General features: G+C 67.4%; 16 protein-coding genes. 8 read left to right on the top strand and 8 right to left on the bottom strand.

The annotated features are described in order from the left end of the window. Nucleotides 1-191, top strand: a 191-nt coding sequence (locus AX708_RS20835) for a hypothetical protein (RefSeq protein ID WP_369815613.1), incomplete at its 5' end; no start/stop codon positions are given. Here AX708_RS20835 and AX708_RS08260 read toward each other — a convergent pair. Both AX708_RS08260 and AX708_RS08265 read right to left on the bottom strand, forming a co-directional pair. Further along, a complete protein-coding gene (locus AX708_RS08260; RefSeq protein WP_066527140.1) occupies nucleotides 186-1,850 on the bottom strand; it encodes a hypothetical protein in 1,665 nt (554 codons plus the stop codon). The two genes, AX708_RS20835 and AX708_RS08260, sit on opposite strands and share 6 nt — an antisense overlap. A gap of 54 nt (nucleotides 1,851-1,904) precedes the next feature. Continuing rightward, nucleotides 1,905-2,582 carry a PspA/IM30 family protein gene (locus AX708_RS08265; RefSeq protein WP_066527137.1) on the bottom strand — a complete coding sequence of 226 codons (678 nt, stop codon included), beginning with the start codon at nucleotides 2,580-2,582 and terminating at the stop codon, nucleotides 1,905-1,907. Nucleotides 2,583-3,013: 431 nt separating this feature from the next. On the opposite strand from AX708_RS08265, the gene rplK reads away from it, so the two are divergent. From rplK to AX708_RS08280, 3 genes are all read left to right on the top strand, one after another. Continuing rightward, nucleotides 3,014-3,445 carry a 50S ribosomal protein L11 gene (gene rplK, locus AX708_RS08270; RefSeq protein ID WP_017664542.1) on the top strand — a complete coding sequence of 144 codons (432 nt, stop codon included), beginning with the start codon at nucleotides 3,014-3,016 and terminating at the stop codon, nucleotides 3,443-3,445. Nucleotides 3,446-3,449: 4 nt separating this feature from the next. After that, complete coding sequence (gene rplA / locus AX708_RS08275) at nucleotides 3,450-4,142, top strand: 50S ribosomal protein L1 (protein WP_066527135.1); 693 nt, start codon at nucleotides 3,450-3,452, stop codon at nucleotides 4,140-4,142. 181 nt (nucleotides 4,143-4,323) lie between these two features. Further along, nucleotides 4,324-4,629: a hypothetical protein gene (locus AX708_RS08280; RefSeq protein ID WP_066527134.1), complete on the top strand. Its 306-nt coding sequence runs from the start codon at nucleotides 4,324-4,326 to the stop codon at nucleotides 4,627-4,629. On the opposite strand, the gene AX708_RS08285 is transcribed toward AX708_RS08280, so the two are convergent. From AX708_RS08285 to AX708_RS08300, 4 genes are all read right to left on the bottom strand, one after another. Next, a complete protein-coding gene (locus AX708_RS08285; protein WP_066527132.1) occupies nucleotides 4,588-5,490 on the bottom strand; it encodes a GNAT family N-acetyltransferase in 903 nt (300 codons plus the stop codon). The genes AX708_RS08280 and AX708_RS08285 overlap by 42 nt on opposite strands. Nucleotides 5,491-5,500: 10 nt before the next feature. Then, entirely contained in the window at nucleotides 5,501-6,478 is a 978-nt protein-coding gene (locus tag AX708_RS08290; RefSeq protein WP_066527130.1) for a polysaccharide deacetylase family protein, read from the bottom strand. Between the two features lie 68 nt (nucleotides 6,479-6,546). After that, the gene (locus tag AX708_RS08295) at nucleotides 6,547-7,308 is read right to left on the bottom strand and encodes a molybdopterin-binding protein (protein ID WP_066527128.1); all 762 of its coding nucleotides are present in this window, start codon (nucleotides 7,306-7,308) and stop codon (nucleotides 6,547-6,549) included. 59 nt (nucleotides 7,309-7,367) lie between these two features. After that, nucleotides 7,368-8,876, bottom strand: coding sequence for an NAD(P)/FAD-dependent oxidoreductase (locus tag AX708_RS08300; protein ID WP_066527124.1), 1,509 nt, complete (start codon nucleotides 8,874-8,876; stop codon nucleotides 7,368-7,370). 128 nt (nucleotides 8,877-9,004) lie between these two features. Here AX708_RS08300 and AX708_RS08305 point away from each other — a divergent pair, with 128 nt between their 5' ends. Both AX708_RS08305 and AX708_RS08310 read left to right on the top strand, forming a co-directional pair. Continuing rightward, nucleotides 9,005-11,032 carry a TonB-dependent receptor gene (locus AX708_RS08305; RefSeq protein ID WP_066527122.1) on the top strand — a complete coding sequence of 676 codons (2,028 nt, stop codon included), beginning with the start codon at nucleotides 9,005-9,007 and terminating at the stop codon, nucleotides 11,030-11,032. A gap of 211 nt (nucleotides 11,033-11,243) precedes the next feature. Next, a complete protein-coding gene (locus AX708_RS08310) occupies nucleotides 11,244-13,823 on the top strand; it encodes a TonB-dependent receptor (RefSeq protein WP_197425944.1) in 2,580 nt (859 codons plus the stop codon). Nucleotides 13,824-14,305: 482 nt separating this feature from the next. On the opposite strand, the gene AX708_RS08315 is transcribed toward AX708_RS08310, so the two are convergent. Beyond that, on the bottom strand, nucleotides 14,306-15,469 hold the full coding sequence (locus AX708_RS08315; protein ID WP_066527117.1) for an acyl-CoA dehydrogenase family protein: 1,164 nt from the start codon (nucleotides 15,467-15,469) through the stop codon (nucleotides 14,306-14,308). 4 nt (nucleotides 15,470-15,473) lie between these two features. Next, nucleotides 15,474-16,247, bottom strand: a complete 774-nt coding sequence (locus AX708_RS08320; RefSeq protein WP_066527115.1) for a crotonase/enoyl-CoA hydratase family protein — start codon at nucleotides 16,245-16,247, stop codon at nucleotides 15,474-15,476. Between the two features lie 117 nt (nucleotides 16,248-16,364). Between AX708_RS08320 and AX708_RS08325 the strand changes: the two genes are divergently transcribed. Together AX708_RS08325 and AX708_RS08330 are read left to right on the top strand one after the other, a co-directional pair. Continuing rightward, a complete protein-coding gene (locus AX708_RS08325) occupies nucleotides 16,365-17,633 on the top strand; it encodes an acetyl-CoA C-acetyltransferase (RefSeq protein ID WP_066527113.1) in 1,269 nt (422 codons plus the stop codon). Then, the coding region (locus AX708_RS08330; protein ID WP_067489915.1) for an acetyl-CoA acetyltransferase at nucleotides 17,623-19,051 on the top strand (1,429 nt) is incomplete at its 3' end. The genes AX708_RS08325 and AX708_RS08330, both read left to right, overlap by 11 nt.

The following is a 19,051-nucleotide window of genomic DNA, read 5'->3' on the forward strand; positions in this document are numbered from 1 at the left end:
GGCGGGTGATGCAAACCCGCCCCGGCATCTGCAACCGCAAGCGCCGCTTCGCCACGCGCGAGGCGGCCGAGCAGGTTGCGCTTGCCGCCGATGTGACCCTGCGCGCCTACAAGTGCGGGCTGTGCCGGCAATTCCACCTCACCAGCCGCACCAAGGGGATGCGGGTGCCGCGCCCCGCGCCCGGGTCATGACTTGCGGAAGTGGCTATTCAGCGCGCGCGGCGAGGCGTCGCACAGTTCGGGATGGCTGTCGGCCTCGACCTCGCGCCAGATCGCGGCGTAGGTGTCCCGCCAGTAGCGCTGCACCACCTCGCCCGCCTCTTGCTTCAGCCCCATCCGCGCGAGCGTGAAGTAGAGCACCGTCTCGAAGTCGCTGCGATGGCTTCCCTTCCTTGCCGGGTCGGGCGCGCGGGCGCGCCACAGCGCCAGCAGCCGCGCCTTGACCTCGTCTGGCGCAGCGCTGCCCATCCGCGCAAAGCCGGGCAGAAGCGCCGTCTCGAGGTCGCCGCGTTCGGTCTCGAGCCGGTGGAGCAGGATCTCGCGCTCCTCGGGCACCGCCGCGTCGAGCCGGGCGTAGATCCTGCCGGTCTTGCGGGCCCAGGGTCGCGCCGTCGCCGGATCGAGCCAGCGGACGATCTGCGCGCGGTGGCGGGCGAAGTCCTCTTCCGGCAGCACCGCCACCAGCGGCCACAATCTGTATGCGTTCTCGCTGCACTCAACCTCGCTCTGAAACACACCGAGCGCGGCGATAATCCGGTCGGCATAGGGCGCGATCGCCTCCGGACGGATCGCCAGGTGACTGAACGAGACCTTCTTCAGATCGGTGAGCGGATCGGCCAGCATCGCCTCGAGGATCGCCAGTTCCCGCTCGGTGCGTGCCGTGTCGGCCTCAGCGATCAGCGCCGCGACCGCCTCGGCCCCGACCGCCCGCGCCGCGAGGCCCGTCGAGGGGGCGAGCCCGAGCGCGGCGGCGACAAGCGCGCGCCCGTCCGGCGTCGCGCTTCCAAGCGGCCGCGCGCGCTGGCGCATCCAGCCGGCCATGCCCTGCCAGCAGGGCCCGCCGCTGTTGAGCACAAAGCCGATGACCGGGAAGGGGAACCTCGCCAGCTGGGCGGCTTTCGCGATCCGCAGATCGCAATGCGCGCCGCTTTCCTCGTCGCGCAGCGTAACGTCGGTCACCTCCAGCGGCAGCAGGTCGTCGCGCCGCCGGTGCGTATGGCTGGTGAGGCTCACCACCGGACGCTCGGGCTCGCCCGGTGCGGTGATGATGCCGCCCTCGGGCGGCGGCTCGGGTGCCTGTCCGCCCTTCCCTACGCGCTTGGAGGTCGTGTGGTGTCCGAAAGAGGAATGGACGCCGCTCTGGCGCGCCGCCTTGCTTTGGGCGAGCTGGCAGGCCTCGGGCGTCCCGACGAAATGCACCCGGCCGCGCTCGAACACGCGCGGCAGCGCGTAATCGGTCAGCAGCGCGCTCGCATCGGGCTGGCCGTTCACCAGCATCAGGTCCTGCCGCGCGGGATCGAAGGCGAGGCTTTGCCCCGCGTTGTAGTCCGCAAGCTCGCGGGCGATCCGCCGGATCGTGATCCGGTTCCACCCGGCCATCAGGTAATAGGTGCCGAAATAGAGGATCGGCAGCGCCAGCCAGCCGGGGCTGGCCTGACCCGTGGCGACTTCCAGCACGGTGCCGAACATGGCGAGGGTGATCAGTACCCCCGCCCACAGCGGCCCGCCGAGGACCATAAGAAATACGCCGGGGACAGGAAGCACCTGCAACGCCACCACCACAAGGGCGACGACGAGGAAGTTCAGCGATCCGGGCGCACCGGCCGGCAGGCCGAGAAGCTCGAAAAGCATCCGCGCGGGCCTAGCAGAGGCGTGTCATGCCAACCCGCGCCGGGCGCTGCCGTCTCAGCGCTTCTTGGCCGCCGTCTTCTTCTCGGGCACGGGCGCGGCGGCCTTGAGGGCGGCGAGTTCGGCCTCGATGGCGCTCGCGCGGCGCATTTCCTCGATCTCGCGATCGACGCTGGCGACGGTGCGCGAGGGCCCCTCGTCCTCGGTCGCGAACTGGGCGCGCTGGCCGAGGGTGTTGATGCGGTTGAGATGCGCTTCGGCGCGGCTCGCGGCGCCGCCGGTGCTGCCGGCGCGGGCGGCCTCGTCGGCGGCCATCTGTGCCTTGGCCTGCGCGCGGGTTTCCTCGCGCTTGGCTTCGAGCTCGCCGATGGCGGCCTCGATCTCGGCAAGGCTCGCATCGGCGGCGGTGATCTCGCTCTTCAGGCGGGCGACTTCGAGGCGGCAATCCTCGCGCGCGAGCAGCGCCTGCCGGGCGAGATCCTCGCGGTGGTGATCCATCGCGGTCTTGGCCTTGTCGCCCCAGTCGGCCTCCTTGAGCTCGTGCTGGGTGAGCAGGGCTTCGAGCCGCCGCTTGTTCTGGGTGACACGGGTGCGCTCACCGGTCAGGCTGATGATCGATTCCTCGATCTCGCGCTGGAGCAGGGTGAGCATCTTGGCGGGGTTGGAGGCGGATTCGATCGCGCTCGTGACGTTGCTGGAAATCAGTTCCTTGATCTGGATCGCGACCCGAAACATCTGTGCCCTCCTGTTGCCCCTGTGGCTTGGCGAAAAAGCCATAGCACACAATCGTTTGAGAAATTATGAATCGCAAGCGCAATTGCGGGCGGTCATCATTTTCCTACAGCCGCGCAGGGAGGTAAGAGGATGTCATGCGCAGCCTTTCGCCCCTCTGCCGCAAACCCGCCGCTGCGCCTGCGCGCTGGGAGGCGTTTTCCGCTCTATACTGTGTCTCTCGTGTCTCATGGTTCAGTCTTCGCGCGGCGCGGCTGAACACGCGCGATTCGCTTGCATTCTCGGCCCGACACGCTATGCGCGCGCCTTCGCTCGGCCCTTGGCTGGGTGATTCCGTGCGGGAGCCGCTGGCGTGCACAGGCCACGGCGTTCGACCGCTCACCATGAGCCGCGATGGAAACAGCGCGGCAACAGTGCGACAGGAGTAAGGCCTCATGGCCAAGAAAATCGAAGGCTATATCAAGCTGCAGGTGCCCGCGGGCTCTGCCACCCCCTCGCCGCCGATCGGCCCGGCGCTGGGTCAGCGCGGCGTGAACATCATGGAATTCTGCAAGGCGTTCAATGCCGCCACGCAGGAAATGGAAAAGGGCATGCCGATCCCGACGGTCATCACCGTCTACGGCGACCGTTCCTTCACCTTCGTCACCAAGACCGCGCCCGCGACCTACTTCATCAAGAAGGCCGCCAACCTCAAGTCGGGTTCGAAGGAGCCGGGCAAGGTCTCGGCCGGAACCATCAAGACCTCGCAGCTGCGCGAGATCGCCGAAGCCAAGATGGCTGACTTGAACGCAAACGACATCGATCAGGCGATCAAGATCATCGCCGGCAGCGCCCGCTCGATGGGCCTCGAAGTGGTGGAGGGCTAAGACCATGGGCAAGATCACCAAGAAGGCGAAGGTTCTGGCCTCGCTCGACCGCGAGAAGCTGTACAGCATCGAAGAGGCGCTGGGCGTGCTGCGCCAGTTCAAGGGCAAGTTCGACGAGACCGTCGAAGTCGCGATGAACCTCGGCGTCGATCCGCGTCACGCCGACCAGATGGTGCGCGGCATGGTGTCGCTGCCCTCGGGCACCGGCAAGGACGTGCGCGTCGCGGTGTTTGCGCGCGGCGACAATGCCGAGAAGGCGCTGGCTGCCGGGGCCGACAAGGTCGGTGCCGAAGACCTCATGGAAGACATGATGGCCGGCAACCTCGACTATGACCGCGTCATCGCCTCGCCCGACATGATGGGCGTGGTGGGGCGTCTGGGCAAGGTGCTCGGCCCCAAGGGCCTGATGCCGAACCCCAAGCTCGGCACCGTGACCCCGAACGTCGCCCAGGCGGTCAAGGACGCCAAGGCCGGCCAGGTCGAGTTCCGCGTGGAGAAGCAGGGCATCATCCACTCGGGCATCGGCAAGCTCAGCTTCTCGGACGACGCGCTGAAGGCCAACTTCAAGGCGCTGACCGATGCGGTGGTGAAGTCGAAGCCGAGCGGCGCCAAGGGCAAGTATGTCCGCAAGGTCTCGCTGACCTCGTCGATGGGCCCGGGCCTCAAGGTCGACCTGTCGGAAGTGGAAGGCGCGTAAGCCCCTTTCCTACAGCTTTGCTGACAGCATATGAGGGGTCGGAAGCCGCGCGCTTCCGGCCCCTTTTGCGTTCGGCATAAGTCATTCGGACCCCTTGTCTTGGCCGCGCGTTATACCATTTGATATGGGCACCCGCGCCGCCCCTCTCCCCTTTGGCCGCGGTTCAGGAAAGAGGTCGCTCATGCCCGTTGCTTCGGAACGTCTTGCCGGATGGCTTTCGCCCAAGTGGCTGGTGGGCGGGGTTGCGGTCGCAGCCTGCGCCCTGCTGGCGAGCTATGATGTGAGGCTCGGCATGGCGGCGGGCACGCTGCTCGGTGTGACGGTGCTGGCGTGGCTCTACATCGCGCTGCGTTACGGCTCGCTCTCGGGCACGCCGTCGGTGCGCACCGCCCTGGTCGAGCGTTCGCGCCAGCAGGAAGCGAACCGCTTGCGCGCAGCCCAGCGTTCAGCCGCGCAAGGCAGCGCGGATCCGGCCGAGGGCGCCTGAGCGCTCGGCCAGCGTCTTCGCGCTCGCCACCCCCGCATCGAAGGCCTCGCGCGCGCCAAGCAGCGTGCGGTTGGCCAGCGTGGGCTCGAGCAGGACGAGGCTCGAGCACGCCGCCGCATGGGTGCCGAACAGCGCCTTGTGCGCGCCGTCGCCCTCGGTGAAGTCGAACCAGGCGAAGCGGTGTTCGGCGAAGAGCCGCTCCAGCGCCTCGATCTGGAGCACCGTGCCGGGCGAGAGCCGCGCGAAGGCGGGATCGTAGCCGAGGTGGGCATAGACCAGCGTCCGCCCGCTCACCGGCAATGACAGGTAGGCGATGGGCGTGCCGCCGGCGTGGAGCAGGAAGGCGCGCATCCGGTCATCCTCGGCCGCTGCCAGCATGGCGCGGCGCGAGGCCGGGTCGCCGGGCAGGCCGGCACCCAGCAGCCGCGCCTGATAGGTCTTCGCCGAGAGCGGCAGGGCGGCGGCGAGAAAGGCCTCAATCTCGGCCGGGGTGCGGTGGGCGGTGACGTGGTAGCCCCCCGGCACCTCCTCGGCGAGCTTGCGGGCCTTGCGCTTGAAGGTCGAGCGGGTCTTGCCGGAGAAGCCCGCCATGTAGGCCTCGAACCCGAACCCCATGTCGATGTAGTGCCGCCGGTAGTCCTGCCGTCCACCGGGGATGCAGCCGGGATAGCGCGCGGCGAGCTCGGGGAGCAACGCGGTCGGAGCGGACAGCACCCGCACCCCGTCGCGCGCGGGTGGCGGGGCGGGGGGCAGGGCGGCGGCGAGCACGTCCTCGAGGCTGAAGGCCCAGGTCGCAAGCTCCCGCGGCACCCGTGCAAGGCGGCGCGACCCGAGAGTGAAGTCGATCCCGGCGGAGGCCATCGCGGGCGCTTTAGATGCTGCCGTAGAGCGCGTTGGAGACCAGCTGCTCGGCGATCCGGCGGCTGGTGCGGAACGGGCAGGGCGGGAGCGCGGCGGTGCTGCCGGTGAGCGACAGCTGCGGCGGGGTCTCGGCATAGGTGCCGGTCGTCACCCCGCGCATCCGCGCCAGCGCCTTGAGCAGCCCGGTGAAGCGGCGGCGGACGATCGGGTTCACCGCCTGGCGGCGGCGGTTGATGAGCTCGAAGGAGTGGCTGACCAGCGTGAAGCTGTCGCGTCCGCTGGCGTGCGCGTGGCGGATCGCGCTGACCAGCTCGCCCAGCGTCAAGGCGGTAAGCTGCGCGTGCCGGAGTCCTCCGCCCATCGTGCCGATCGCGCCGATGGGGACCTCGATCACCCCCATGTGGCCGACCGGATCGCGGTCTTCGGCGCCGAGGCTGATACGGCAGCCGCCCGTGCCGACCAGCGCCGGGCAATGGCTGGTGTCGTAGTCGAGCCCGATCGCTGCCAGCGCGCGCAGCGTGTCGTCATTCGCGCCGTAATTGCCCGCCCGAAAGGCGACCGGCGCAGGCGCACCAGCGGCGACCAGCGTCGCGCGGGCATAGTCGAGGATCGCGCATTGATCCTCGAAGGTGAAGTCGGCAAGGTTCTTGCCCGCCTGCTTCGAGGCGAGCGGACTGGCCGCGCCCGCAAGGCCAAGCCATTCGGTGTGGCAGTGCAGCTGCACATCCTGCCCTGCGGCCACGATCGGCCCCACAATGTCCTCGATCGCGGCGATGCCCCACACCAGCGCGGGCATCGGGTCGACGAAGAACACCGCCTTCTGCCCGTATTTTGCCAGCAATTCGAGCTTGTGGGTGATCCCCGCCGGACCCTCGGGCGTCACGCAGGCGATCGAGCGGGCGTAATTCTCGGCACGGTCGGCCGTGCCCGGACCGTTGTAGAGGCCGGAGGAGTATTCGGTGTCGATCGTGATGAACACGCGCGTCATGCCCAAGCCTCTATCAGGCAAGGGTTAAGGCGAGGTGATGATGTCTCCCGAAGCGCCCGCAGGGGGCTTCAGATGCCGCCGGGCGTCACCGGATGCCCCGCCGCCGCCAGCCCTTCGGCGAGCGCCGCGCAACAGGCCGCAAGGTCTTCGGCGCTGACCGAACGGACCACGAAATTGGCTCCGACCCGGCCCTCGCGGAAGAAGGGGTAGGAGCCGATCTGGCAGGTCTCGTAAGCCGCCTCTGTTTGGCGCAGGATGTCGGCGACCTCGCTTTCCGGGATCCACCCGCCGAGCGTTTCGGAGAGCAGCGGCGCGCCGCCCTCGAGCTCGCCGGTCAGCGCGTCAAGCATTCCGGCGGTGATATGCGGGACGCCCGCCATCAGGAAGATGTTGCCGCGCCGGATGCCGGGCGCGCCCGACATGCGGTTGGGGATCAGCTCGGACCCCTCGGGCACCCGCGCCATCCTGAGGCGCCCCTCGTTGAGCCCGCCGCGCGTGGCGTAGTAGCGCTCGAGCATCGCGCGCGCGTCGGGATGGATGACCACGGGCACGCCCAGCGCCGCAGCCACGGCATCGACGGTGATGTCGTCATGCGTCGGCCCGATCCCGCCGGTGGTGAAGAGGTAGTCGTTGCTCGCCCGCAAGGCGTTCACCGCCTCGACGATCCGCGCCTCGACATCGGGCACCACCCGCACCTCGGCAAGGCGGATGCCCTGCACCTGCAGCCAGCTCGCGACCTGCGCGATGTTCTTGTCCTGCGTGCGGCCTGAGAGGATTTCGTCGCCGATGACGATGAGCCCGGCGGTCCAGATCTTGTCGGGAGAGGTCATGGGCATTGGTTAGGCGAAGGCAGGCGCAATCGGAAGAGATTACCGCCCGCCTTTCGACCTTATTCCGCCGCCTCCAGCTGCTCGTCCACGCCCCGCGCATTGGCGCCCGGCTTGGTGAAGGTGAGGATGCCGTCGGTCAGCGGATCGTTTTTCATGCGCTTCCTGTCGACGACATATTCCTGATTGAGCCGCCACGGATAGCTCACCGAATTCCTCGGCATGATGTGCTTGCCGCGCTGGATGTAGCCGCTCGAGAAGTCGAACACGTCGTCCTCGGTGATCGCGGCCTCGCCCTGCGGGGTCAGCACCGGGGTGGCGATGGTCGTGCCGGTCTTGCGCATGTGTTCGAGCACGCGGCAGACATAGTCCGAATTGATGTCGGCCCGTAGCGTCCAGCTGGCATTGAGATAGCCGAACACCACCGCAAGGTTGGGCAGGTTCGAGAACATGCAGCCCTTGTAATAGAACCGCTCGTTGAACTTCACCGGCTCGCCATCGACGCGCACGTCGATCTTGCCGGCGACCGCGAGCTTCAGCCCCGTCGCCGTCACCACGATGTCGGCGGGGAGGAACTGACCGTCGGTGAGACGCACGCCGCCCTTCTCGAACTTCGCGATATGGCCGGTCACCACATTGGCCTTGCCCGCCTTCATCGCGGTGAACAGGTCCTGGTCGGGCACGAGGCACAGGCGCTGTTCCCACGGGTTGTAGGGCGGCGTGAAGCTCGCCTTGTCGTAATCCGGGCCGAGCGCCTCCTCGATCTTCTTGTAGAGCGCGTCCTTCACCTTCTGCGGCTTGTCGCGCGCCATCTTGAAGCTGAAGTCCTGCATCTTGATGTTTTTGAACCGGGTGATCCGGTAGGCGAGCTTTTCGGGAAGCACCGCGCGCAGGAAATTCGCCACCGCATCCTTGGCGGGCCGCGAGAACATCCAGGTCGGCGTGCGCTGGAGCATCGTGACGTGCGCCGCCTCTTTCGCCATCGAAGGGACGATGGTGACCGCGGTCGCCCCCGATCCGATCACCACGACATGCTTGTCCTTGTAATCGAGGTTCTCGGGCCAGAATTGCGGGTGGAGCACCTGGCCGTCGAATTCGCCGAAGTCGAAGCCCGGATCGTAGGGTTCGTCGTAATCGTAATAGCCTGCGCCAAGGTAGAGGAAATTCGCCGTCATGTGCGCGGCGCTGCCGTCGGCCTTTTCCAGCTCGACATGCCAGCGCGCGTCATCGTGGTGGAAGTCGGCGCGCACCACCTTGTGGCCGAAGCGGATGTGCTGGCGGATGCCGCGCTCGTCGACGATCCGGTCGAGATATTCGAGGATCGCGGGCGCATCGGCGATCGACTTCTCGTGCCGCCACGGTTCGAAATCGAAGCCCAGCGTGTGCATGTCACTGTCCGAACGGATGCCAGGGTAGCGGAACAGGTCCCACGTGCCCCCGAGATTGTCGCGCCGCTCGACGATGGCGTAGCTATGGTGCGGCGCCTTCATCTCCATGTGCGCGGCCATGCCGATGCCGGAGATGCCGGCACCGACGATCAGGACATCGAAATCGGGCGGTGTTGCGAGCATGATCGGGTCTCTCTCTCCCTAATTGACACTGATGTAACCACAGCGCCCGCGCAAAAGCGAGTCTTGAATGGCAAAGTGCAACTGAGTTTGTGGTGACGGCGGGGGCAGGCCGCTTTAAGGCGCGGCCCATGACATTCCGTGCCCGCCTGCTCGCCTGCGCCCTGCTCCTCCCTTCCGCCGTCCCGCTGGCCGCGCAGGAGGCCGAGGCGGACGAGGAAGAAGACCTCGCCGAGGAAATCATCGTCACTGGCAAGGGCCTCGATCCGGCGCTCTCTACGGGCATCTACGCCACGACCACCATCGAGCGCGAGACGATTATCGCCGCGCCCTCGGGGCGGATCGAGGATGTGCTGAGGAATGTCGCGGGTTTCCAGCAGTTCCGCCGCTCGGACAGCCGCTCGTCGAACCCGAGCGCGCAAGGGGTGACGCTGCGCGCGCTGGGCGGCAATGCCACGAGCCGGGCGCTTGTGCTGCTCGACGGGGTGCCGCTGGCCGATCCGTTCTTCGGCTATATTCCGCTGTCGGCCATCGCGCCCGAGACCCTCGGCACGATCCGGGTGACGCGCGGCGGCGGGTCGGGGCCGTTTGGAGCAGGCGCGCTGGCTGGGACGATCGAACTCGAGAGCGCCGCGCCGGGCGAGGCCTTCCTCGGCAGCGCGGCGGTCAACGACCGGGGCGAGACCGAGGCGAGCGGCGTGTTCACCCAGCGCCTCGGGCGCGGCTTCGCAGTGGCAAGCGCGCGCTGGGACCGCGGGCAGGGGTTCTTCACCACCCCTGACGCGCAGCGCGTCCCCGCCACCGCGCGCGCGGCCTTCGACAGCTGGAACGTCGCCCTGCGCACCGTCGCCCCGCTGACCGACAGCATCGAGGTCCAGACCCGCGTTGCCGCCTTCCGCGACGCGCGCACGCTGCGTTTCCGCGGTGCGGATTCGACCAGTGAAGGCGAGGAGGCCAGCATCCGCTTCGTCGGGCGCGGCGCATGGCAGTTCGATGCGCTCGCCTATGTGCAGGCGCGCGACTTCTCGAACATCGTCATCTCCGCGACCCGCTTCACCCCCACCTTGGACCAGCGCCGCACGCCGTCCACCGGCATCGGCGGCAAGTTCGAGCTGCGCCCGCCGCTGCTCGAAGGCCACGACATCCGCATCGGTGCCGACTGGCGCCGCGCCGACGGGGAGCTGCAGGAGGAGGCGCTGAACGCCGTCTCGGGCGCGATCACCGAGCGCCGCCGGGCGGGGGGCGCGACCGGTAACCTCGGCATCTTCGTCGAGGACGACTGGCAGATCGGCCCGCTGACCATCAACGGCGGCCTGCGCGCCGACCGATCGAGCATCACCGGCGGCTTTTACCGCGCGCTCTCGGCCACCACTGGGGCGGTGGTGAGCGAGGTCGTCGCGCCCGACCGGAGCGACTGGTCGCTCAGCTGGCGGGCAGGCGCGCTGTTCTACGCCACCCGCCGCCTCGATCTGCGCGCGGCGGCCTATACCGGCCTGCGCTTGCCGACCCTCAACGAACTCTACCGCCCCTTCGTGGTCTTCCCCGTCACCACCGAGGCCAATGCGAATCTCGCCAACGAGCGCCTCCGGGGCTTCGAGATCGGGCTCGACTGGCAGCCGGTCAACGCAGTCGTGATCGCGGTTACCGCCTTCGACAACGAGGTCGAGAACGCCATCGCCAATGTCACCGTCGGCCCGAACCTGCGCAGCCGCGCCAACCTGCCCGCGATCGAAGCGCGCGGGATCGAGGCGAGCGTGGCGGCGAAATTCGGCGAGCTCAGCCTCGACGGCGCGCTCGCATGGACCGATGCCGAAGTGCGCGGCGAGGGGCCTTCCGCCGACCTCGACGGGTTGCGCCCTGCGCAGACGCCCGAATTCGCCGCCAGCCTCACGTTAGGCTGGCAGCCCGCCCCCGGCTGGCGGATCGCGGGAACCCTGCGTCATGTCTCTTCCCAGTTCGAGGACGACCGCCAGACCGACCGGCTCGCGCCCGCCACCACATTGGACGCCTTCTTCGCCGCGCCGCTCTGGGGCCGCCTGTCGCTCACCTTGAGGGGCGAGAACCTGACCGACGAGGCGATCGTCACGCGCAACCAGGGCGGATCGGTCGATCTGGGTGTGCCGCGCACGGTGTGGCTCGGCGTGCGCTACGGCTTCTGAGGGGTCTTGGGCGCCCTTCGCGCAACAATCGTTCGTGCATACCTATGCAGATTGCGACGATGCTGCGGCAAATGGATGAATGTTGCATTTTTGCTACTGTCGCGCAGAAGTTTGACTATAACTCTTGTTAGGCCCGAAGACGCTGATAGGTTTCGCTCCGCTAACCCAAGTCCGGCGCAAAGACCGGCTGGTATGTGAGAGAGGGAAATCGATGACGCGCAAGTTCGCACTGTTCGCCTGCGGCCTGATGGCCTGCAGCGCCCTGACTACCCCCGCCTTTGCCCAGGACACCGAAGAGGGCGCCGCCCCTCCCAAGGATGACAACGTCATCATCGTGACCGCGACCCGCCGTGCGCAGGACGTGCAGGACATTCCCCTCGCGGTGACCGCCATCGCCCCGCAGCAGCTCGAAGCGCAGCGCGTGGTCAACATCCAGCAGATCGCAGCCCTCGCGCCCTCCTTCACCGCCAGCCAGGCGCAGCTCGCATCGGGCTCGGTGGTGCTGCGCGTGCGCGGCGTGGGGACGACCTCGAACAATATCGGCTTCGAAAGCGCGGTCGGCATCTTCATCGACGGCGCCTACCAGGCCCGCCCGGGCGTCGCGCTCTCCGAATTCGTCGACGTCGAGCGCGTCGAAGTGCTGCGCGGCCCGCAGGGCACGCTGTTCGGCCGCAACACGTCGGCGGGCGCGCTCAACATCACCAATGTCCGCCCGGACGTCACCGAGTTCAGCGGCTTCGTGAACGCCGAATACGGCAATTTCGACGAGAAGAGCCTGCAGGGCGCGGTCAACGTGCCAATCGTCAAGGACACGGTTGCGGTGCGCCTCACCGGAGCCTGGCGCGAGCGTGACGGCTTCCTCACCGTGGTCGACCGCACGGGCCGCGAAGTGGGCGACACCAACGATGTCGACCAGTGGCTGGTCCGCGGCCAGATCGGCTGGGACACCGAGAGCGGCCTGCGCGGCCGCATCATCGCCGACTATTCGAAGAGCCAGTCGAGCTGCTGCGGCGCGATCGAGCTCTACCAGACCCCGCTGGTGGGCGCCGGCGCCTTCGCTGCGGTCGGGCTCGGCGCCAATGGCGGCAACGGCCAGCCCTTCGTGGCGACCGCGCCGCGCGATCAGGCCGGCTTCGAACGGGCGATGGACAACCGCATCGTCTCGGCCAACTTCGCGCCGGTCGCCGACATCGAAAACTACGGCGTGACCGGCGAGCTCGAATTCCCGATCTCCGATAGCGCCGACCTCATCTTCATCGGCTCCTACCGCAAGTACCAGAGCTTCGAGCGCTACGATTCCGACTTCACCGGGCTCGACATCTTCAACGTCGATGCGCTCAATCTCACGATCGACAACTGGACCGCGGAACTGCGGCTTCAGGGCGAGACCTTCGAGGGCAAGCTCAACTACATGATCGGCGGGTTCTATTCCGACGAGACGATCGACCAGACCCAGCAGTTCGCGCTGGGCGCGGATTACGACCGCAACTTCGGGGCCTTCCTCGGCGCTGCCGCGGGGGCGACGCCGCTCCAGACCTTCGTCGGCGTGAACCCCGCCGGCACCCGCACCACCAACCGCTTCCAGCAGGACGCGAAGAGCTACGCGGTCTTCACCCACAACTCCTTCGAGATCACCGACGGGCTCGAGCTGACGCTGGGCGCGCGCTATTCGTGGGAAGAAAAGTCGGGCGGCTTCAGCCAGGTGGCGACCAACAACACGGTCTGCGGGGCTACGCTCGGGCGGCTCGGCGCGATCGGCGCTGTCAATGCGGCGCTGGTTCCGGCCTTTATCGGGCTCGGCTGCTTCGGCTTCACCGCGCCCGCCAACCTGCCGGCCGCCTTCGACAACCCTGCCACCCCGAACGTGAACGAGGCGCTGCCGCTGCCGCGCACCTTCCAGTCCGACTTCACGGACGAGGAGCTGATCTACACCGTCAAGCTCGGCTACGAGTTCAGCCCCTTCGTGAGCAGCTATGCGAGCTTCACGCACGGCTACAAGGCTGGCGGGATCAACCTCGATACGACCGCAGCGGTGCTGGGGGCCAACCCGAGCTTCCTGTCGGAAGAGGTCGATGCCTATGAACTCGGCGTCAAGGCGCAGACCCCCGACCGGGCGCTGACCCTCAACGTCGCTGCCTTCTACGAGCAGTTCACCAACTTCCAGGTGCTCGAATTCACCGGGACCGCCTTTGCCACCTTCAACGTGCCCAAGGCCAACACCCGCGGGGTGGAAGTCGAAGGCCTGCTGCGTCCGGCTGACGGGTTGACGGTGAACCTGTCCGCGACCTTCCTCGAAGCGAGCTACCCGGATGATTGCGCGGGCACCCAGACCTCGCCGCAGGTGGTCTCGCTGTGCGGCAACGACCTCACCAATGCCCCGCGCATCATCGCGCTGGCGGGCGCGATGTGGGAGAAGCCGATCACCGACGATGTCGAGTTCTTCATCTCGGGCCAGGTCCGGGCGGAAGACGACCAGCGCACCTCGACCCAGGCGATCGTCCCGCCGAGCGCGGCGCAGATCACCGCGCTCGGCGTTGCCGGGGCGGTTGCGGCCCAGCCGCTGATCGTCGCCGACGTGCAGGACGGCAAGGCCTTCGTGAACCTGCGCACCGGCCTGCGCTTTGCCGGCGGCAAGTACGCGATCGAGGGCTGGGTCAACAACCTCACCGATGAAGTGGTGCGCGGGGTGACCTTCAACACGACGCTGCGCAGCACCGGCGCGAACAACTCGCGCTCGGCCTTCACCCTGCCGCCGCGCCAGTACGGCGTGACGCTGCGCGCGAAGTTCTGATCGCGCTTACCGGTTAGCTCCGAAAAGGAGCGGGAGAGGGGAGCGGCCTGCCTAGGCAGGTCGCTCCTTTCTTTGTTCTCGGATGTTGCCCCGGCCGAGCCGAGGCCTGCATGGTTACCGGCAGAAGCCAGTCGCCGGGGTAGTGCAGCCCGGCGGCGGCGGCGGCGGGGGCGGAAACTGTCCGCCGTCGGTCCCACCCTGGAGGCACGAGATCACGCAACTGTTGCGCGCCCGGAGCGATCCGCCATCATTGCCGGGGTAGAGAGCCTTGCAGTACGGCTTGCAGGTGGCAATCGTCCCGTCGACCTCTTGCGCATTCAAGATAGACAGCGGCGTGGCGAGTGCCATCGCAAGTGACGAAATTACGAAGATACGCTTCATCATCTCTCCTCCTCTGCTGGTTGGAGGAGTAGAGTCTCTCAATAAAAGTCAGGTAAGTCAAAGTGTTAACTATGACTTACCTGACGAGTCGAGCTGCGACCTTACATACCCCTCGCGATCACCATCTTCATCACCTCGTTCGATCCGCCGAAGATGCGGGTGATGCGGCTGTCGCGGTACATGCGGGCGATCGGGTAGTCGTTGATGAACCCGGCCCCGCCGTGGAACTGCAGGCACTTGTCGACGACTTCGCCCTGGAGCTCGGTCACCCAGTACTTCGCCATGCAGGCGGTCGCGACGTCAAGCTCGCCCTTCAGATGGCGGGCGATGCAGTCGTTGACGAAGACGCGCGCTGCGGTGCTGCGGGCCTTGAGGTCGGCCATCACGAACTGGGTGTTCTGGAAATCCCAGATCGTCTGGCCGAAGGCCTTGCGGTTCTTGACGTAGTCCATCGTGGTCTCGAGCGCCTTCTCGATCCCGTTGATCGCGCCCACGGCGATGATCAGGCGTTCCTGCGGCAGCTCGCCCATCAGCTGGTAGAAGCCCTTGCCCTCGACCCCGCCGAGCACGTTTTCGGCCGGCACGAAGACATTGTCGAAGAACAGCTCCGAGGTGTCGGCCGCATCCAGCCCGATCTTGTCGAGCTTGCGCCCGCGCTGGAAGCCTTCCGCGCCCTCGGTCTCGAGCAGCATCAGCGAGATGCCCTTGGCGCGCTCGTTCGGGTCGGTCTTGGCGACGACGATGATGAAATCGGCGATCTGGCCGCTCGAGATATAGGTCTTCGAGCCGCTGATGCGATAGCCGTTGCCGTCCTTCACCGCGGTGGTGGTGATCGACTGGAGGTCGGAGCCGACGCCCGGTTCGGTCATGGCGATCGCGCTGACGAGGTCGCCGCTGACGAGGCGGGGGAGGTATTTCTGCTTCTGCTCCTCGGTCCCATGACGCACCAGGTAGGGCAGGATCACCGTGTTGTGGAGCGAGGCGGCGAAACCGTCGACGCCGTGCTTGGCCTGCTGGTCGATCACGACGAGGTCATGGCGGAAGTCGCCGCCGTGGCCGCCATATTCGCTCGGAACGCTGACGCCGAGCAGACCGGCCGCGCCCGCTTCGCGCCAGAATTCGCGCTCGACCTGGCCGTCCTCGCGCCATTTCTCGACGCGCTTCTGCGGGGCGTGCTGCTGGTAGAACTTGCCGACCGCGTCGGCGAAAATGGCGATTTCCTCGTCTTCCATGAAGGCGGGCTGGGGCACGTTCAATACCGACATTGTCTTACTTCCCCGTCCAGTTGGGCTTGCGCTTCTCGGCGAAGGCGGCGGCGCCTTCGCGGGCGTCGTGGCTGACGAAAACCGGGCCGATCAGCTGGCCTTGCTTGGCGTAGCGTTCATCCATCGCCCAGCCGCGCGATTCCTTGACGATCTGCTTGGAGACGCGGACCGCCAGCGGGCCGTTCGCGGCGATGCGCGCGGCGAGCGCCTTGGCGGCATCGAGCGCAGAGCCCTCGGTCACTTCGTTGATTAGGCCGAGGCTGTAGGCGCGGGGTGCGTCGATGAAATCTCCGGTCAGCGCCAGCTCCATCGCGACGCGCTGCGGGATCTGGTCGGGGAGCATCATCACGCCGCCCGCCGCCGCCACAAGACCGCGCTTCACTTCGGGAATGCCGAACTTCGCGCCAGCGTTGGCGACCACGAGATCGCAGGCGATCATCAGCTCGAGCCCGCCGGCGAGCGCATAGCCCTCGACCGCGGCGATCAGCGGCTTCTTGGGCGGGGCCTCGACCACGCCGCCGAAGCCGCGGCCTTCGACCGTGGGCCGCTCGCCGCGCAGGAAGCCCTTCAAGTCCATGCCGGAGCAGAACGTGCCGCCCGCGCCGGTCAGAATGCCGACTCGCAGATCATCCTCGGCGTCGAGCCGATCCATCGCCGCCGCGATTCCCTCGGCCGCGGCGCGGGTCATGGCATTCTTGGCATCGGGCCGGTTGATGGTGACGATGAGGACGCCGTCCTCGACTTCGGTCAGCACTTCGGGTGCGGTTGCATCGCTCACTCGAATCTCTCCCTATCGAAAATGTGATTGCGTTTCGAAACGCAATTCTTGTGCGAGTGGTGCAGCCGGTTTACGGACGCGTCAACCGCAATTTCGCTATAAACGGAGAGGACCACCATGGCCGAAGCCTACATCATCGATGCCGTCCGCACCCCGCGCGGGATCGGCAAGCAGGGCAAGGGCGCGCTCGCCGCGTGCCACCCGCAGCACCTCGCCGCGACCGTGCTTAAGGCGATCAAGGACCGCAACAATCTCGACACCAAGACGGTCGATGACGTGATCTGGTCGGTCAGCACGCAGGACGGGATGCAGGCGGGCGACATGGGGCGGATGGCCGCGCTCGACGCGGGCTATGACATCACCTCCAGCGGCACCACGCTCGACCGTTTCTGCGGCGGCGGGATCACCAGCGTCGCGCTCGCCGCCGCGCAGGTGATGAGCGGGATGGAGGACTGCGTCGTCGCGGGCGGCACCGAGATGATGAGCCTCACCGCCGCGATGAGCCAGGAGAAGATGCGCGCCGGGATCAAGCCGCCGATGATGGGCAGCTACAACGCGCGGCTCCAGCAGGTGCACCCGCAGTCGCACCAGGGCATCTGCGGCGATGCGATTGCGAGCAAGGAAGGCTTCACCCGAGAGGAGCTGGACGAGGTCGGCTACCGCTCGCAGCAGCGCGCGGCCGAGGCGATTGCCGAGAACCGCTTTGCCAAATCGGTCGTCCCCGTGGTGGCCGATGACGGCACGGTGCTGCTCGACCGCGAGGAATATCCTCGCCCGCAGACCACCCGCGAAGACCTCGCCAAGCTCGAACCGGCCTTCCCCAAGATCGCCGATGTTCCGCTCGACGCCGAGGGGACGACGTTCCGCAAGCTGATCAACCAGAAATACCCCGATCTCGAGATCAAGCACTTCCACCATGCGGGCAACTCCTCGGGCGTCGTCGATGGCGCGGCTGCCGTGCTGATCACCTCGAAGGACTATGCCCAGAAGCACGGCCTCAAGCCCCGCGCGCGCATCGTCGCCACCGCCAACATGGGCGATGATCCGACGCTGATGCTCAACGCGCCTGTCCCGGCGGCGAAGAAGGTGCTGGCCAAGGCCGGCCTCACCACCGACGATATCGACCTCTACGAGATCAACGAGGCCTTCGCGGTGGTCGCGGCCAAGTTCGTGCGCGATCTGGAACTCGACTGGGACAAGGTCAACGTCAACGGCGGCTCGATCGCGCTCGGCCACCCGATCGGGGCGACGGGCTCGATCCTGATCGGCACCATCGTCGACGAGCTCGAGCGTCGCGGCGGGCGTTATGGCCTTGTCACCATGTGCGCAGCGGGCGGCATGGCGCCTGCGATCATCGTCGAGCGGGTCGAAGACTTTGTCGACTGAGGTTGCGGACAAAACCCCGGTCATCATCGGGGTCGGCCAGTATTCGGAGAGGGTGGGCGAGCCCGGCTACGCAGCCCTCTCCTACATGGACCTCGCCGGACGGGCGCTGGCTGGGGCGATTGCGGATAGCGGGGCGAGCGGCGGTGTGGCGGAAGCCATCGACACTCTCGCCGCGATCCGCGCCTTCGAGATGTCGCGGCCTGATCGCAAGCCGCCGTTCGGCGCGGCGAACAATGTGCCGCGCGCGATTGCCAAGCGGGTGGGGGCGAACCCGGCGCGCGCGATCCTGACGACCACCGGCGGGCAGACCAACCAGCAGCTGGTTGGCGAATTCGCCAGCGCCATCGCGGCGGGGGACAGTCGCTGCGCGGTAATCGTCGGCTCCGAGGCGATCTCGACCGTCCTCGCCCTCACCGCCAAGGGCGAGATTCCCGACTGGTCGGAGGAGATCGAGGGCGACTTCGAGGATCAGGGCTTCGGGGTCGAGGAACTGATGGAGCCCGCCCTCTTCATGCACGGCGCAAGCGGGGCGATCCCGCTCTATGCCCTCGCCGAGAACGCGCGGCGGCACCGGCTGGGAATGGGGCTGGAGGAATACCGGCTCCAGATCGGCAAGCTCTTCGCGCCCTTCACCAGGGTCGCGGCGGCGAACCCGCATTCGGCAGCTCCGGTCGAGCGCACGGCGCAAGAACTCGCCACCGTCACCGACCGCAACCGGATCGTCGCCGAGCCCTATCCGCGCATGACGGTCGCGCGCGATCAGGTGAACCAGGCGGCGGCGGTGATCGTCGCCTCGGCGGGGCTGGCGCGCGAACTCGGGGTGCCCGAGGACAGGTGGGTCCACATCCACGCCGTCACCGCAGCGACCGAGCTGAAGCTCTCGCAGCGGCCCGATCTGGCGGGCAACCCGGCGAGCCTCGCCAGCGTCGATGCGGCGCTGGCGCGGGCGGGGAAGGGGATTGCCGACATCCGCTATCTCGACTTCTACTCGTGCTTCGCGATCCCCGTGTTCAACCAGTGCGACCATTTCGGCCTTGAAGTGGACGACCCGCGCGGGTTGACTCTGACCGGCGGCCTGCCGTTCTTCGGCGGGGCAGGTAACAACTATTCCGCGCACGCCATCGCCGAGGCGGTGAGCCGGGTGCGGGCGGATCGCGGCAGCTTCGCGCTGGTCGGTGCGAATGGCGGCTGGATGAGCAAATACGCGACCGGCATCTATTCGACGCAGCCCGCCGACTGGTCCGCCAACGACCGCTTCGCCGTGCTCCCCAAGGCGACCGACAAGGTCACGCTAGCCAAGAGCCCGGTGGAAAGCGCGGTGGTAGAGACCTACACCATCAATCGCGGTCCCAAGGGCGCGGAGGCGATTGTCATCGGCCGCTCCGACACGGGGGGGCGGGTGGTGGGCAATGCCGACC

The sequence above is a fragment of the Erythrobacter sp. CCH5-A1 genome, assembly GCF_001557115.1.
GTDB lineage: Bacteria > Pseudomonadota > Alphaproteobacteria > Sphingomonadales > Sphingomonadaceae > Erythrobacter.

Excerpts from the sequence above, each read along its gene's own strand:
- AX708_RS08310 (WP_197425944.1), top strand. The coding sequence starts at position 11,244 with ATGACGCGCAAGTTCGCACTGTTCGCCTGCGGCCTGATGGCCTGCAGC.
- AX708_RS08325 (WP_066527113.1), top strand. The coding sequence starts at position 16,365 with ATGGCCGAAGCCTACATCATCGATGCCGTCCGCACCCCGCGCGGGATC.
- AX708_RS08315 (WP_066527117.1), bottom strand. The coding sequence starts at position 15,469 with ATGTCGGTATTGAACGTGCCCCAGCCCGCCTTCATGGAAGACGAGGAA.
- AX708_RS08290 (WP_066527130.1), bottom strand. The coding sequence starts at position 6,478 with ATGACGCGCGTGTTCATCACGATCGACACCGAATACTCCTCCGGCCTC.
- AX708_RS08265 (WP_066527137.1), bottom strand. The coding sequence starts at position 2,582 with ATGTTTCGGGTCGCGATCCAGATCAAGGAACTGATTTCCAGCAACGTC.
- AX708_RS08295 (WP_066527128.1), bottom strand. The coding sequence starts at position 7,308 with ATGACCTCTCCCGACAAGATCTGGACCGCCGGGCTCATCGTCATCGGC.
- AX708_RS08280 (WP_066527134.1), top strand. The coding sequence starts at position 4,324 with ATGCCCGTTGCTTCGGAACGTCTTGCCGGATGGCTTTCGCCCAAGTGG.
- AX708_RS08260 (WP_066527140.1), bottom strand. The coding sequence starts at position 1,850 with ATGCTTTTCGAGCTTCTCGGCCTGCCGGCCGGTGCGCCCGGATCGCTG.
- rplK (WP_017664542.1), top strand. The coding sequence starts at position 3,014 with ATGGCCAAGAAAATCGAAGGCTATATCAAGCTGCAGGTGCCCGCGGGC.
- AX708_RS08305 (WP_066527122.1), top strand. The coding sequence starts at position 9,005 with ATGACATTCCGTGCCCGCCTGCTCGCCTGCGCCCTGCTCCTCCCTTCC.
- AX708_RS08285 (WP_066527132.1), bottom strand. The coding sequence starts at position 5,490 with ATGGCCTCCGCCGGGATCGACTTCACTCTCGGGTCGCGCCGCCTTGCA.
- AX708_RS08300 (WP_066527124.1), bottom strand. The coding sequence starts at position 8,876 with ATGCTCGCAACACCGCCCGATTTCGATGTCCTGATCGTCGGTGCCGGC.
- rplA (WP_066527135.1), top strand. The coding sequence starts at position 3,450 with ATGGGCAAGATCACCAAGAAGGCGAAGGTTCTGGCCTCGCTCGACCGC.